The sequence below is a fragment of the Micromonospora sp. BRA006-A genome, from assembly GCF_033433935.1.
Lineage (GTDB): Bacteria > Actinomycetota > Actinomycetes > Mycobacteriales > Micromonosporaceae > Micromonospora > Micromonospora aurantiaca.
In genome coordinates this window covers 6,697,615-6,712,091 of sequence record NZ_JANCLW010000001.1, presented here as the reverse complement: position 1 = coordinate 6,712,091, position 14,477 = coordinate 6,697,615, and the positions used below count along the sequence as shown (strand labels likewise).

Here is a 14,477-nt window from a genome sequence, read left to right as displayed (position 1 = left end):
TACCGGTCAGCGCTTGTGGACGGCGTGGCCGCCGAACTGCTGGCGCAGCGCGGCGACGGCCTTCATCGCGGGCGAGTCGTCCTGCCGGGAGGCGAACCGGGCGAACAGCGACGCGGTGATGACGTTGAGCGGTACGGCGAGCCGGACCGCCTCGTCCACGGTCCAGCGGCCCTCGCCGGTGTCCTCCGTGTAGCCGCTCAGCTCGGCCAGCTCCGGGTCCTCGTCGAGTGCCCGGTCCAGCAGGTCGAGCAGCCAGGAGCGCACCACGGTGCCCTCGCGCCACGACTTGAACACGCCGGGGACGTTGGTCACCAGCTCCGAGGCCGCAAGCAGCTCGTAGCCCTCGGCGTACGCGTGCATCAGGCCGTACTCGATGCCGTTGTGCACCATCTTGGCGTAGTGGCCGGCGCCGACCGGGCCGGCGTGCACGAAGCCGAACTCGCCCTCGGGCTTGAGCGACTCGAAGATCGGCATCAGCCGCTCGACGTGCTCCTGCGCGCCGCCGACCATCAGCGCGTACCCGTTCTGCCGGCCCCAGACGCCGCCGGAGACGCCCACGTCGATGTAGCCGATGCCCTGCTCGTTCAGCCGCTCGGCACGCGGGGCGTCGTCGCTGAACCGGGAGTTGCCGCCGTCGATGATGATGTCGCCCTCGCCGAGCACACCGGCGAGCTCGTCGATGGTGGCGTCGGTGACGCCGGCCGGGACCATGACCCACACCGCGCGGGGCGACTGGAGCTTCCCGGCGAGCTCGGCGAGGCTCGCGGCGTCGCTGATCTCCGGGTTGTGGTCGTAGCCGACCACCTCGTGCCCGGCCGCGCGCAACCGCTCCCGCATGTTGCCGCCCATGCGGCCGAGTCCTACCAGGCCGAGCTGCATCTGGTCCTACCTCCGTACGTCAGGGTCGTGCTGCGGCGATCAGCGGGACACGCGGATCGGCATGATGAGGTACCGGTACCCCGGGATGACCTCGCCATCCTCGCCTGCCGGGGAGATGACCGCGGGCTTGAACGCGTCGACGAACCGGAGCAGGGCGTGCTGCGCGCCCAGGTTGGCCAGGCCGTCGATGAGGTACTGCGGGTTGAACCCGATGGTCAGCGGCTCGCCGCTGAAGGTGGCCTCCATGGCCTCGCTGGCCCGGGCCTCCTCGGTGCCGCCCGCCTCGACCACGAGACCGTCGGCGCTGAAGCTGAGCAGCACCGGCGTGGTGCGCTCGGCGACCAGCGCGACGCGCTTGACCACCTCGATGAGCGCGGCGACGGCGACGCGGGCCTCGGCGTTGTGGTCGGCCGGGAACAGCGAGCGCACCGGCGGGTAGTTGGCGCCGTCGAGCAGCCGGCTGGTGGTGCGGCGGGTGCCACCGGAGAAACCGATCATGCCCTCACCGGCACCGCCGGAGGACAGCGCCATGGTGACGTGGCCGCCGAGCGGGCCGAGCGCCTTCGCGGTGTCGTGCAGGGTACGGGCCGGCACCAGCGCGTTGAGGCTGATCTCCGGGTCGTCCGGGTTCCACTCCATCTCGCGCAGCGCGAGGCGGTAACGGTCGGTCGCCAGCATGGCCATCGTGCTGCCGCTCAGCTCGATCCGTACACCGGTCATCATCGGCAGCGTCTCGTCGCGGCCGGCGGCGACAGCCACCTGGGCCACGGCGGAGGCGAAGGCGGCGGCGTCGACGGTGCCGGCGCTCTCCGGCATCTCCGGCAGCGTCGGGTAGTCCTCCACCGGCATGGTGGGCAGCGTGAACCGGGCGCTGCCGCAGACCAGTTCGAGGTGGGCGCCGACGGCGGCGATGTCCACCGGCTTGGCCGGCAGGGCCTTGGTGATCTCGGCGAGCAGGCGGCCGGAGACCAGGGCGGCGCCGTCCGCGTCACCCTGCACCTCGACCGTCACCTGGCTGGAGACCTCGTAGTCGAAGCCGGAGACCTGCAGGTTGCCGTCGGTGACGCGGAGCATCACCCCGGCCAGCACCGGTACGGAGGGCCGGTTGGGCAGGCTCTTGGCGGTCCACGCGACCGCCTCGGCGAGCGCGTCGCGCTCCACTCGGAACTTCATCAATGCCTCCGCGTCGACGTCAGCGACAACTCTCTCATGCCGACCGCTGCCACCCGTCCCGCCCGACCGTGCGGGTACCCATCGCACCTTAAGGCGCTGGGGCATCGGCTGTGCGCCCGACCCCGTGGATTCAGGTGCCCCGGGCGACTGCCGACGGCAGTGCTCCGGCCCGATCCACAGGAAGTCCAACGGTGATGATTGGTTTTTGTTGTTTAGAAGAGATAACTCATCGTCTTCATCGCACCTGTGCAAACTGTGGAGAACTGCCGTCCGCGCAGGTCAGACACGTTATCCACCGGTGGTTTGGCTGTGGAGAACCAGGGGTAAAACTCGTGTCCCGGTCCACAGCCCTCGCCGGCCGCCGGGTTTTCCACGGCTGTCCACCGGTTGTCCACCGGTAATCCACCGGTTTTCTCCCCAGCGCTGTGGACAGCGCCGGAGACGTCCACAGCCGTCGTCCCCAGAACCTTCAACAGCTCGCCCACAGGCGACCCGCTGTCTGGGGATGACTGTCCGGTTGTCCCCAGGCGTCCACAGCGTCGTCCCCAGGAGTTGTCCACAGTCTGTGGGTAACCGGCCGGGTGCGAAGCGTGGTTGTCCACCGCCTGTGACACAGGGGCTGTGGACAACGGGTACGAGCTGTGGACGAACACACGACAGATCCTGGGCCCTCCACCGGGTCGAGGGTCAACAGTTCTCCCCTGTCGGCTACCTGCCACCCGCCCGAACCCGCCGCGCCGGCGCCGAAAAGGTCGCCTAGCTCACGCCGCCCTTCCCGCAGCTCCGCCCGCCCTGCTTCGGCTGATCATGAAGAAGTTGGTTGCGTCCACGGGAGTGGTGTACGACTTGCCCGTGATGGGCGTGTTGCGTAGATGAGAGACGGCCATCGCGTCGATCCTTCAAGACGACCAAGTCAGAGAAGGAGAAGAGGACGCGATGGCCGCTTCAGAGGGTGTGAACCCTGTTGACCTGCTGCGCGAGCAGATCGAGGGCGCGTCGTCGGACGTGTTGCAGGCGATGATCAAGACGTTCGTGCAGGCGGTGATGTCCGCCGAGGCCGACGCGATCTGCGGCGCCGGGTACGGGCAGCGCAGCGATGAGCGGGTCAACTCGCGCAACGGTTACCGGCCTTGGGAATGGGACACCCGCGCCGGCACGATCGACCTGGCGATCCCGAAGCTGCGACACGGCAGCTACTTCCCGGAGTGGTTGCTGACCCACCGGCGTCGGGCCGAGCAGGCCCTGGTCTCGGTCGTGGCCACGAGCTATCTGCTGGGGGTGTCGACTCGGCGGGTGGAGAAGCTGGTCGAGCAGCTCGGGATCCGGCAGCTGTCCAAGTCGCAGGTCTCGGAGATGGCCGCGCATCTGGACGCGCAGGTGGAGGCGTTCCGCAACCGACCCTTGGACGCCGCCCACTACACGTTTGTGTGGATGGACGCCCTGACGATGAAGGTCCGCGAGCACGGCCGGACCGTCAACGTCCACGCCCTGATCGCGGTTGGGGTCAACGCCGACGGCGGCCGTGAAGTGCTGGGCCTGGACGTGGCCTCCGACGAGGACGGCGCCGGCTGGTTGGCGTTCCTGCGCAGCCTGACCGCCCGAGGCCTGTCCGGTGTCCGCCTGGTCATCTCCGACGCCCACGCCGGCCTCGTGGCCGCGATCGGGGCGGCTTTGCCGGGAGCTTCGTGGCAGCGGTGCAGGACCCACTATCTGCGCAACCTGCTGACGAAGGTGCCCAAGTCGGCGCAGCCGTGGATCGCCACCCTGGTCCGCACGATCTTCGACCAGCCCGACGCCGACGCTGTCCGCGCCCAGTTCGACCGGGTCGTGACCACGATCGAAGCGAAGTTCCCGGCCGCGGCCGAGCACCTCGACGCCGCCCGCGACGACCTCCTGGCGTTCACCGGCTTCCCCCGCGAGATCTGGCGCCAGATCTGGTCGAACAACCCACAGGAGCGGCTCAACAAGGAAATCCGCCGTCGCACCGACGTCGTCGGGATCTTCCCGAACCGGGCGGCGATCATCCGCCTCGTCGGCGCCGTCCTGGCCGAGCAGACCGACGAGTGGACCGAAGGACGCCGCTACATGGGCCTCGAACTACTCGCTAAAGCCCGCCTGATCACCATCGACACAGACCAACACGCCACCGACCAGACCGACCCGACCTCGATCGCCGCATAACATCAGACCGGATCACGCGATGGCCGTCTCTTACACCACCAGCGGGGATGTTCGTTCGCGCACGGGGTGCCATGGTCGATCATGGAGTCGGTGGTCCCTCGGGATGCCGTTCTCGTCCCGAGGCGGGTACCTTCGCGCGTCCGCCCTCCTTGATCACCGCTGGAGTGGCGGGAGCGGGGAGGGACGCGAGGGCGGGACGCGAGGGCGGGACGCGAGGGCGGGACGGTCAGGTGTTCTGCTTGATGCGGTTCGTCAGCTCGGCGATCTGGTTGTAGAGCGAGCGCCGCTCCGCCATCTGCTGACGGATCTTGCGGTCCGCGTGCATCACCGTGGTGTGGTCCCGGCCGCCGAACGCCTGCCCGATCCGGGGCAGCGACAGATCGGTCAGCTCACGGCACAGGTACATGGCCACCTGGCGCGCGTTCACCAGCACCCGGGAGCGGGAATGGCCGCGCAGGTCCTCCAGGCTCACGCCGAAGTAGTCGGCCGTCGACACCATGATCTGGTCCGCGGTGATCTCCGGGCCGGCGCCGTCCGGGATGAAGTCCCGCAGCACCTCCTCGGCCAGCGACAGCTCGACCGAGGAACGGGTGAGGCTGGCGAAGGCGGTGACGCGGATCAGCGCCCCCTCCAGTTCGCGGATCGAGTTCGACACCCGGGACGCGATGAACTCCAGCACGTCCGGCGGGGCGAACAGCCGCTCCTGTGCCGCCTTCTTCTGCAGGATCGCGATCCGCGTCTCCAGGTCCGGCGGCTGGATGTCGGCGAGCAGACCCCACTCGAAGCGCGTACGCAGCCGGTCCTCCAGCGTCGCCAGCTGCTTCGGCGAGCGGTCGGACGTGATCACGATCTGCTTGTTGGCGTTGTGCAGGGTGTTGAAGGTGTGGAAGAACTCCTCCTGCGTCCGCTCCCGGTTCTCCAGGAACTGGATGTCGTCGATCAGGAGGATGTCGACGTCCCGGTAGCGGCGCTGGAACGCGCTCGTCTTGTCGTCGCGCAACGAGTTGATGAAGTCGTTCGTGAACTCCTCGGTCGAGACGTACCGGACCGAGCGCGCGTTGCCGAGCGTCGTGGCGTAGTGCCCGATGGCGTGCAGCAGGTGGGTCTTGCCCAGCCCGGAGCTGCCGTAGATGAACAGCGGGTTGTACGCCTTCGCCGGCGACTCGGCCACCGCCACGCTCGCGGCGTGCGCGAACCGGTTGGACGAGCCGATGACGAACGTCTCGAACATGTACTTCGGGTTGAGCCGGTTGCCGCCGCTCTCCGTACCGCCGGGGAGCCTGCGGTCGGCCTGGCCGCCGCCACCCGGACGGTGGTGGTCGGCGCCGCCCCGGCCGGGGCCGTTGTCGGTGGCGCCGTCGCGGGGCAGGCCGCGCATCGGCCCGGGGTCGGCGGGCGGGCTCTCCCGGTAGCGGGGCTCGTATCCGCCGGCGTCGGGCACGGGCGGCTCGATGCGGGTGCGTTCGTCGAAGGCGCGGCGCTCGGGCGCGGTGCGTACCGGCTCGGCGAACGCGGCGCTGAAGAGCGTGTCCTGTGCGTCCCGGCCGGCCGGGATGAGGTGCGGGCGGCCACCGTCGGCGGTCCGCTGGCGCGGGGCCGGCTCGTCGAGCGGCTGCTCCGGGCGCGGTTCGGCGTACCCGGCCTCGGCGTACCCGGGTTCCGGGCGTGGCGACGGGAAGGCCGGGGCGGTGGCGGGCGGGCCGGGCTGGTCGAAGCCGGGCAGCGGGGCGGCGCCGTCGTGCCCGGGCAGCGGCTCCGGGCTGCTGCGGTAGACGGTGCCGGCCGGACGGGCATTCGGGTCGTCGGCGACCCGCACGGTGACCGCCACCTGGATCGGCCGGCCGAGCCGGCGGCTCAACGCCTCGGTGATGGCCGGGCGGAGCCGGGACTCGATCACGTCCCGGGTGAAGGCGTCCGGCACCGAGAGCAGCGCCGTGTCCTCGACGATCGCCCGCAGGCGGGTGAGCCGGAGGTACGCCCGTTGCTGCGCGGAGATGATCTCGTCGGCGAGTTCGTCGGTGGTCGCCGTCCACACCGCGGCAAGGTCGGTCGCTCCGGTCACCGTCGTGCCACCCCCTCGCCTGCTCCTTCTCACGCCCGCCCGGACGGCTGACCGGTCGTCATCCACAAGTTATCCACAGCCTGTGTACCGACCGATTGTGGCCGCCCACCGGACGCGGGTCGGACCTGCCCCCCTCGATCCACGGAGGCGTTGAAGCGGGTTCACCGTGCCGAACGATTCAACAGCGTGTCCGGTCTTGCCGATCGGCGACAAACCCCGGACCCCCGACGCCGACCGCAATCGCGCACGCTAACAGCGCGGACCCCACAGCATCAACCGGCGACACCCTGACGACCTTGGCAACATCAGTGAAAACCGCCCCTTCGGTCGCGCTTGCGCGCAGGTCGGACGCCCGAGTGTGACGTTTGACGGTCATTGCGCCCCTGCGTAGGCTGGAGCGGCTGCTCTCTCGCCCTCTGCTAGGGTGATTGATGCTTGCTGTCCGTGGCTGTCACCCCGCATCGCCGGGGAGCGTGTCACGGCAGCGCCGATCGGAGGTCACCGACAGGTGATCTGGACCAGCACACGACCCCGGGCGATCCGCCGCGCGGGGCGTACGACAACGGAGAGCCTGACGTGAGCAAGCGCACCTACCAGCCGAACAACCGCCGGCGCGCGAAGACCCACGGCTTCCGGCTGCGCATGCGCACCCGTGCCGGCCGCGCCATCATCGCTACCCGTCGCTCCAAGGGCCGCGCGCGCCTGTCGGCCTGACGCCGACAGGTCCGGTCCGGGGACGTGGGCAGTCGTGCTGGCCGCCGCGCAACGACTGCGGCGCAGTAGCGACTTCGCCGCAGCGGTTCGCGGTGGCCGACGCGTCGGCCGCGGCGCCGTCGTGGTCCACCTGACCCTCCCCGAGCCGATCGGCACCACCGCGACACCCTCGCCGGAGCCGGCGCGGACCCTCGATGCGGAGACCTCCGCACCGAGCCGCGCCGGCTTCGTCGTGTCCAAGGCCGTCGGCGGTGCCGTGGTCCGCAACAAGGTCCGCCGCCGGCTCCGGCACCTGGTCCGCGAGCGGCTGGCCGAGCTGCCCGCCGGCACGACCCTCGTGGTACGCGCGCTGCCCGCATCGGCCGACGCGACGTACACCCGGCTCGGGGCCGACCTGGACGCGGCCATCGCCGCCGCGCGGGCTCCACGGGGACGGCGGTCGCGGTGAGCGGCCCGACGACGGCGACTCCGTCGCCCACAACCGGTGCCCGCATGCTGCTGGCGCCCATCATCGCGTACCGTCGGTGGATAAGTCCGGCACTGCCGGCCCGCTGCCGGTTCTACCCGTCGTGCAGTGCCTACGCCGTGGAGGCGGTGTCCCGGCACGGTGCGTTGCGGGGAGCGTGGCTGACGGTCCGTCGGCTGTCGCGCTGCCACCCCTTCCACCCTGGTGGACACGACCCGGTTCCGGAGCCGGGCGACCGCCGCCGTTCCGACGTGACTGGAGCCTGAGTGTTTAGTCTCGACTGGATCTACTACGCGATCTCGTGGATCCTGCTGACCTGGCACTCGGCCTGGGACGCCATCGGAGTTCCGGTCGGGGCCGTGATCGGTACGAACTGGGCCTGGATCCTCGCCATCGTCTTCCTGGTGGTGACGGTCCGGGTGATCCTGTTCCCGGTCTTCGTCAAGCAGATCAAGTCGCAGCGTGCCATGCAGGCGCTCCAGCCGAAGGTCAAGGAGCTCCAGGAGAAGCACAAGGGTGACCGGGAGACGCTCCAGAAGGAGATGATGGAGCTCTATCGGAAGGAAAAGGCCAACCCGCTCATGGGCTGCCTTCCGATGTTCCTCCAGATCCCGGTCTTCCTGGGCCTGTTCCACACGCTGCGCCGCCTCAGCCCCGACAACCAGGGCAAGACCCTGTACGGCTGGACCGTCGACCAGTTCAACAGCGCCTCCAACGCGACGCTGTTCACCGCGCCGATCTCCGGCAAGTTCGGCTCCACCGCCGAGGAACTGAGCCGGCTGGGCGCGAACACCGGCACGGTCAAGGTGGTTGCCGGCATCCTGGTGCTGATCATGATCGCCACCACCTACCTGACCAGCCGTCAGATGATCCTCAAGACCGGGTGGGCCGAGGACCCGCAGCAGCGCATGGTGCAGCGGCTGATGCTCTACGGCATCCCGCTGTCGCTGCTGATCTCGGGTGCGATCTTCCCGATCGGTGTGATCATCTACTGGGTCACAAACAACCTCTTCACGCTCGGCCAGCAGCAGTGGGTGCTGCGGAAGTTCCCGCCGCCGCCGACCGCGAAGAGCACCAGCACCGCCAAGAGCACCTCCGGCAAGAACCCGGTGCAGCCGGCCAAGGCCGGTGGCCTGTTCGGCCGCAAGGCGGCCCAGCCGCCGGCGAAGGCTCCGGCCGCCGCGCCGAAGGTGGCCGGCCCGAAGCCTGGTGCCAAGCCGGTCAACCCGAAGAAGGGCGGCAGCAAGCCCGCCAAGCGACAGGGCTGAGCCCACAGGGCCACCGTCGGCGACGTCGACGGTGGCCCGTTCCGGCCGCGTGCTGCCATCCGAGGAGTCGGCGCCGGGCCGGAATCACCGCGCGGAGCGCGGACACGGGCGAAACTGGCCCGTACAGACGTGCCCGAGGGCACCCGGCGAACCTCCCGCCGGCCCCGGGAGACCAGCGGACCCCCGACGGTCCGGCCGAGCGAGTACGGAGATGAGACCCGTGACCGAGACCAGCATCCCCAGCGCCGACCAGTCCCTGGACGAGGAGACCCCCGTTACCGCCGCCACCGAGACCGAGGACGCCGCGGGCGGGGCCCGGGAGAAGAAGGCCCCGGCCGAGAGCGACCTGTTCCGGCAGAGCGAGATCGCCGCCGACTACGTCGAGGGTCTGCTGGACATCCTCGACTACGACGGTGACATCGACGAGCTGGTGTCGGGTGGCCGCCCGGTCGTCGAGGTGGTCGGTGGCCGGCTGCAGAACCTGGTCGGCCAGCGTGGGGCGACCCTGGAGGCGCTCCAGGAACTGGCCCGGCTGGCCGTGTTCCGCCAGACCGGCACGCCGAGCCGCCTGCTGCTCGACGTCGGCGGCTACCGGGCCGCCCGCCGCAAGGAGCTGGCCGCCGTGGCGAAGAACGCGGTCGAGAAGGTCAAGGAGCACGGTGAGCCGGTGCGCCTGGAGCCGATGTCCGCGTTCGAGCGCAAGTGCGTGCACGACGTGGTGAACGCGATGAGCGGGGTGGAGAGCGAGTCCGAGGGCGTCGAGCCCAACCGCCGCATCGTCGTCCGGCCGGTGGACTGAGGTCCGTGATCTCCGACGAGACGACGGCAGGAGCCGTGACCGGCCCGGGCGGTACGCCGCCCGGGCCGTCGGCTGTGCGCCCCGACCCCACTGTCGACCCGGTCTTCTCCGACGACGACGGGCCGGCCGACCCCGCGTACCCGGGTAAGGCCGTGACCGACCCCGGCGAGCCCGCCTTCTCCGGCGAGCCGGCGGTGGTGACCGGGGCCGAGCCCGCAGACCCGGCGGTGGACGTGATGCCCGCCTTCTCCGGTGAACCGGCGGCGGACGTGGCACCGGCGGCCCCGGCCGCGGCGGCCGACCCGGTCTTCGCGGAGCCGTCGGCGGACGCACCGTCCCTCATGGACGGTGCCGGTGCCCCCGACCCGGCGACGGCGACGCTGCCGCCCGAGCTGGCGGAGGCCGCCCGCGCGTTGTTCGGCGACCGGCTCGACCTGGCCGCCGCGTACGCCGAACTGCTCGCCACCGATGGTGTGGTCCGCGGCCTGATCGGGCCCCGCGAGACGCCGCGGCTCTGGGAGCGGCACCTGCTCAACTGCGCGGTGGTGGCGGAACGGATCCCGGAGGGAGCCAGCGTGATCGACGTCGGCTCCGGCGCCGGGCTCCCCGGTCTGGTGCTGGCGATCGCGCGCCCCGACCTCACCGTGACGCTCGTGGAGCCGCTGGCCCGGCGGACCGCCTTCCTGATCGAGGCGGTGCAGCGTCTCGGCGTGACCCGGGACGTGCGTGTGTTCCGTGGGCGGGCCGAGGAGGCGGCGGCCGGCTCGCGCGACCGGGAACCGCTGAGCGCCGACATCGTGACCGCCCGCGCGGTGGCCCCGCTGGACCGGCTCGCCTCCTGGTGCCTGCCGCTCGTGGCTCCCGGCGGTCGGCTGGTCGCGCTCAAGGGCGCCTCGGCGGCCGACGAGATCACCGAGCACACCGAGGCCGTGATCCGCCTCGGCGGCGGGACCCCGGAACTGCACCGCTGTGGCGAAGGGGTGATCGACCCCCCGGCGACCGTGGTCGAGGTGGTCCGGGAGCGCGTGGTCAACCCGCGCCGTCCCAAGAAGCCGAAGCGGTCGCGTGGCGGTCGCCGTCGCGGCGACCGCTGAGCGGGTACGCCATTCCGCACGCCCGGTCCGGTCGTTGGACCGGTGGGCGTGACGCGATCGATCGCAACCCGACATGGACCCACCGCGCCCGTCGGCCGTAGGCTGACCGCGCGTCGATAGTGTGGAACGGCGGTGCCGGGCGGCACCCGAACCCGATGGTTCCCGCCGAGCCGACGGCGCCGTGCGAGGCGCGGACGCGATTCGACGGGTGCGGACCGACCATCCGGAGCGGGTAGGGATGACAGGTGCATGACGACGGCAGGTACGACGATCCACGGTTGACCGGACCAGGAGGCCAGCCCTCCGTCGACCCCGTTTCACGTGAAACCAACGACCAGGAGTGGACGGTGAACGAGTCCGGCGAACCGTCCTCCCCGTATCCGGCGCAGCCGTCCAAGCGACGGGAGCCGTCGGCCGGCGGGCCCGTGCGTCCCGTCTCGTCCGCGCCTGCGAACGTGCCGCCGGCCCGCGATCCGCTCGATCCGGCCGACGGCCCGGTGAACGCACCGGCCCCGCGCCCGCCCGCGGTGCGGGCGAACGCCGCGGTACCCACCCGCTACGAACCCCAGCCGCCCGTCTCGGCCGTGCCGTACCAGGCCGCCCCCGAGGTCACCGTGGCACCGTCCGACACGCCACAGGCAGACGGGTACGGGGACGAGGTAGACGCCAGCACGTACGTTTCACGTGAAACCCCGACGCGCGAAGAGGATGATCCACCGTTGGCTATGGAGGCGATGCGCGCCGTGCAGATCCTGAATCCCAGTGGCGAGGTCACCATGCCGCGCCCCGACCGGACCCGGGTGATGTGCGTCGCCAACCAGAAGGGCGGCGTGGGTAAGACGACCACCACCGTGAACCTCGCCGTGGCGCTCGCGCTCCACGGCAACCGGGTGCTCGTGGTCGACCTTGACCCCCAGGGCAACGCCTCCACCGGACTGAACGTGCCGCACCACACGGGCGTGCCCGACGTCTACGACTGCCTGATCGACAGCGTGCCGCTCGAAGAGGTGGCGCAGGCCGTCGAGGGCATCCCGAACCTCTGGTGCGTACCGGCCACCATCGACCTGGCCGGCGCCGAGATCGAGCTCGTCTCGGTGGTGGCGCGGGAGTCGCGCCTGGCGCGGGCCATCGCCGCGTACCCCGGGCACTTCGACTACGTCTTCATAGACTGTCCGCCGTCGCTCGGCCTGCTGACCGTCAACGCGCTCGTGGCCGCGCAGGAGGTGCTGATCCCGATCCAGTGCGAGTACTACGCGCTGGAGGGCCTCAACCAGCTCATAAACAACATCAACCTGGTCCGGCAGCACCTCAACCCGAAGCTCGAGGTCTCCACCATCCTGCTCACCATGTACGACAGGCGTACCCGGCTGGCGGACGCGGTGGAGCAGGACGTCCGGAACCACTTCGGCGACAAGGTGCTCCAGGCCGTCATCCCCCGCAACGTGCGTGTCTCCGAGGCGCCGAGCTACGGCCAGTCGGTGATGACCTACGATCCCGGTTCGCGGGGAGCCACGAGTTACTTCGAGGCCGCCCAGGAGATCGCGGAGCGAGGCGTCAAGGAGCCGGTGAGCCGGAATGCGTAGTGCGGAGATGTCGCTGGGAGGCGTCGCATGAAGAACCGTCCCCGCGGCGGACTGGGCCGAGGGCTCGGCGCCCTCATCCCCACCGGCCCGGTACCGGGCGCCGAACCGGCGGCCACCGAACCGGAGTCGTCGGCAGTCGACGCGTCGCCGTCGGCTCCGACCGCTGGTGCGACCGCTGCCATCACCGGTGGCGTCGCAAGCACCCCGTCGCCGGCCGCCGAGCCCGAGCCGCAGCTGAGCCCGGTGCCCGGCGCGCGCTTCGCGGAGATCCCGGTCGACGCGATCGTGCCGAACCCGAAGCAGCCCCGGCACGTCTTCGACGAAGAGGCGCTTGAGGAACTGAAGACCTCGATCCAGGAGGTCGGCTTCCTCCAGCCGATCGTGGTCCGCCAGCTCGACCCCGACAAGTTCGAACTCGTGATGGGCGAGCGGCGCTGGCGTGCCGCCCAGGCGGTCGGCCGGGAGACCATCCCCGCCATCGTCCGCGACACCAAGGACGACGCGATGCTCCGGGACGCGCTCCTGGAGAACATCCACCGCGCCAACCTCAACCCGCTCGAAGAGGCGGCGGCGTACCAGCAACTGCTGGAGGAGTTCGGCGCCACGCACGAGGAACTGGCCCGGCGGATCGGCCGCAGCCGCCCGCAGATCTCCAACACGATCCGGCTGATGAACCTGCCGCCCGCCGTGCAGCGCCGGGTCGCCGCCGGCGTTCTCTCCGCCGGCCACGCCCGGGCCCTGCTCAGCCTCGACAACGCCGAGGCGCAGGAGGCGCTCGCCGAGCGGATCGTCCGCGAGGGCATCACCGTACGCGGCGCCGAAGAACTCGTGCACCTGGCGCTCGCCGAGGAGCCGGCGAAGTCGGCCGCCGCCAAGCGCCGACCGAAGCCGCATGCCCCGGCGCTCACCGATCTCGCGGACCGGCTCTCCGACCGGTTCGACACCCGGGTGAAGGTCGACATCGGCCGCAGCAAGGGCAAGATCACGATCGAGTTCGCCACCGTCGACGACCTGGAGCGGATCGTCGGGATCATCGGCATGGGCGAGGACGGGACTCCCGAGGCGTAGTCGTCGCTTCCCCTGTTGTCGATCCGGCCGCATCCCGACGGGGGATGCGGCCGGATCTGTTTCCGCGTTGGGTCGGTGCCGCTCGTCCGTTCTGGCGGCGGCGTTGGGTCGTGGCGATTCCGGCCGACGGGAGAGACCGACGCCTCGGAAGTCTTGATGCCGTCTCCGCCCGCGGGCCGGGGCTGTCTGGTCTGGTGCCGATGGTGCTCACTGAATGCCGGTGCTCTCCCACGCTGACGCGGCCGGAGCGGGTGGGAGCGTCGGGTTGCGCTCATCAGTGGGCTGTCGCGCCTCGTCCGGCGTTTCACGTGAAACGGGGACCGGTGGCTGGGAGGCGGGGCGCGGGTGAAGCCGCTCTCCGCGCCACTGGTTGGTGGCACGCCGCTTTCCAGAGGGCTGAGCGGCTGAGTGCGCGAGGGCCGAGTGCGCAAAGGTACCGAGTGCCGCCGTTCGGCGCTGACGACTCGGAGCGCGTCCATTCGTTGGTCTGGCTGGAGGGGCTGACGGCGACGGCTCAGGCGGAAGCCGCCGCTTGTCGACTCGCTCGTTCCGCGCGCTGCACCCGGCTAGCTGTCGGCTGGGCCCGTCCGCCGAACGCACGGGAAATGGTTCTGCGCCGTCGGGTCGTCGAGTCGCCGGGCCGCCGGGCCGCCGAGTCGCTGAACGGGGAACCGTCGAAGCGGGGACCGCCGAGCCGGGGACTCTCGCGAGGAGCCCCGGGCAGCGGGCCGAGGTGTGCGGCCCGGCTCAGCATTCCGGGACGGCTTTCTACTGAGTCTGGCGCCGCCGTCGAATGACCTACCACCTCTCTCCGGGCGGCTGGACGGTCGCAGACTCCAGTGCGGCGGCGAGCCCGATCATTGATCGAGCGCAAGCCCGAGGTCGTGTGGCAGCTCGGTTCGGCCTGCCGGCTCGGACGTGCCTGATGTTTCACGTGAAACGCGGCGACCGACCTGCCCTTCACCCGACGACCGAGGTCCCAGCCGTGCCGAGTGCAAGTGATGAGGCGGCGCCGGCCACAAGCCGAGCGGTGGTCGCCGCGGCTCGACTGCCGCGCGGTTCACCCCGTCCTTCGAGGAACAACCACCGAGTGGCTCGCCCCGCGACTGACTCACCTCACGCCATCGCGCCGAGGCACCCCGTTCGATCCGCCGCACCCGCTGAGGACTCAGGCAAGGAACAAGGCCGGT

The 14,477-nt window shown here is 70.8% G+C and carries 12 protein-coding genes; 9 read left to right on the top strand and 3 right to left on the bottom strand.

Features of this window, described 5'->3' with window-relative positions; all coding sequences use genetic code 11:
- Window positions 1–6: 6 nt before the first annotated feature.
- Both gnd and dnaN read right to left on the bottom strand, forming a co-directional pair.
- On the bottom strand, window positions 7–879 hold the full coding sequence (gene gnd, locus NMK34_RS30755; protein WP_318336225.1) for a phosphogluconate dehydrogenase (NAD(+)-dependent, decarboxylating): 873 nt from the start codon (window positions 877–879) through the stop codon (window positions 7–9).
- A 39-nt stretch (window positions 880–918) separates the two neighbouring features.
- Window positions 919–2,052, bottom strand: coding sequence for a DNA polymerase III subunit beta (gene dnaN / locus NMK34_RS30750; RefSeq protein ID WP_013283212.1), 1,134 nt, complete (start codon window positions 2,050–2,052; stop codon window positions 919–921).
- 936 nt (window positions 2,053–2,988) lie between these two features.
- Between dnaN and NMK34_RS30745 the strand changes: the two genes are divergently transcribed.
- Complete coding sequence (locus NMK34_RS30745) at window positions 2,989–4,233, top strand: IS256 family transposase (RefSeq protein WP_318336224.1); 1,245 nt, start codon at window positions 2,989–2,991, stop codon at window positions 4,231–4,233.
- Window positions 4,234–4,459: 226 nt separating this feature from the next.
- Here NMK34_RS30745 and dnaA read toward each other — a convergent pair whose 3' ends face one another.
- The gene (gene dnaA / locus NMK34_RS30740) at window positions 4,460–6,295 is read right to left on the bottom strand and encodes a chromosomal replication initiator protein DnaA (RefSeq protein WP_318336223.1); all 1,836 of its coding nucleotides are present in this window, start codon (window positions 6,293–6,295) and stop codon (window positions 4,460–4,462) included.
- A gap of 576 nt (window positions 6,296–6,871) precedes the next feature.
- Here dnaA and rpmH point away from each other — a divergent pair.
- The 8 genes from rpmH to NMK34_RS30700 all read left to right on the top strand — a co-directional run bounded on the left by rpmH (window position 6,872) and on the right by NMK34_RS30700 (window position 13,287).
- Window positions 6,872–7,009 (top strand): 50S ribosomal protein L34, encoded by a 138-nt coding sequence (gene rpmH, locus NMK34_RS30735; RefSeq protein WP_018788530.1) that lies wholly within the window; start codon window positions 6,872–6,874, stop codon window positions 7,007–7,009.
- A 34-nt stretch (window positions 7,010–7,043) separates the two neighbouring features.
- Complete coding sequence (gene rnpA, locus NMK34_RS30730) at window positions 7,044–7,457, top strand: ribonuclease P protein component (protein WP_194800283.1); 414 nt, start codon at window positions 7,044–7,046, stop codon at window positions 7,455–7,457.
- 44 nt (window positions 7,458–7,501) lie between these two features.
- Complete coding sequence (yidD, locus tag NMK34_RS30725; protein WP_013477538.1) at window positions 7,502–7,741, top strand: membrane protein insertion efficiency factor YidD; 240 nt, start codon at window positions 7,502–7,504, stop codon at window positions 7,739–7,741.
- Window positions 7,742–8,743: a membrane protein insertase YidC gene (gene yidC / locus NMK34_RS30720; RefSeq protein ID WP_318336222.1), complete on the top strand. Its 1,002-nt coding sequence runs from the start codon at window positions 7,742–7,744 to the stop codon at window positions 8,741–8,743.
- 211 nt (window positions 8,744–8,954) lie between these two features.
- Window positions 8,955–9,542: a protein jag gene (locus tag NMK34_RS30715; protein WP_318336221.1), complete on the top strand. Its 588-nt coding sequence runs from the start codon at window positions 8,955–8,957 to the stop codon at window positions 9,540–9,542.
- A gap of 341 nt (window positions 9,543–9,883) precedes the next feature.
- Window positions 9,884–10,636, top strand: coding sequence for a 16S rRNA (guanine(527)-N(7))-methyltransferase RsmG (gene rsmG, locus NMK34_RS30710; protein ID WP_318336468.1), 753 nt, complete (start codon window positions 9,884–9,886; stop codon window positions 10,634–10,636).
- A 245-nt stretch (window positions 10,637–10,881) separates the two neighbouring features.
- Window positions 10,882–12,219, top strand: coding sequence for a ParA family protein (locus NMK34_RS30705; RefSeq protein ID WP_318336220.1), 1,338 nt, complete (start codon window positions 10,882–10,884; stop codon window positions 12,217–12,219).
- Between the two features lie 27 nt (window positions 12,220–12,246).
- Window positions 12,247–13,287 (top strand): ParB/RepB/Spo0J family partition protein, encoded by a 1,041-nt coding sequence (locus NMK34_RS30700; RefSeq protein ID WP_318336219.1) that lies wholly within the window; start codon window positions 12,247–12,249, stop codon window positions 13,285–13,287.
- Window positions 13,288–14,477: the final 1,190 nt, after the last annotated feature.

Excerpts from the sequence above, each read along its gene's own strand:
- gnd (WP_318336225.1), bottom strand. The coding sequence starts at position 879 with ATGCAGCTCGGCCTGGTAGGACTCGGCCGCATGGGCGGCAACATGCGG.
- dnaN (WP_013283212.1), bottom strand. The coding sequence starts at position 2,052 with ATGAAGTTCCGAGTGGAGCGCGACGCGCTCGCCGAGGCGGTCGCGTGG.
- NMK34_RS30745 (WP_318336224.1), top strand. The coding sequence starts at position 2,989 with ATGGCCGCTTCAGAGGGTGTGAACCCTGTTGACCTGCTGCGCGAGCAG.
- yidD (WP_013477538.1), top strand. The coding sequence starts at position 7,502 with ATGCTGCTGGCGCCCATCATCGCGTACCGTCGGTGGATAAGTCCGGCA.
- NMK34_RS30715 (WP_318336221.1), top strand. The coding sequence starts at position 8,955 with ATGAGACCCGTGACCGAGACCAGCATCCCCAGCGCCGACCAGTCCCTG.
- rsmG (WP_318336468.1), top strand. The coding sequence starts at position 9,884 with ATGGACGGTGCCGGTGCCCCCGACCCGGCGACGGCGACGCTGCCGCCC.
- NMK34_RS30700 (WP_318336219.1), top strand. The coding sequence starts at position 12,247 with ATGAAGAACCGTCCCCGCGGCGGACTGGGCCGAGGGCTCGGCGCCCTC.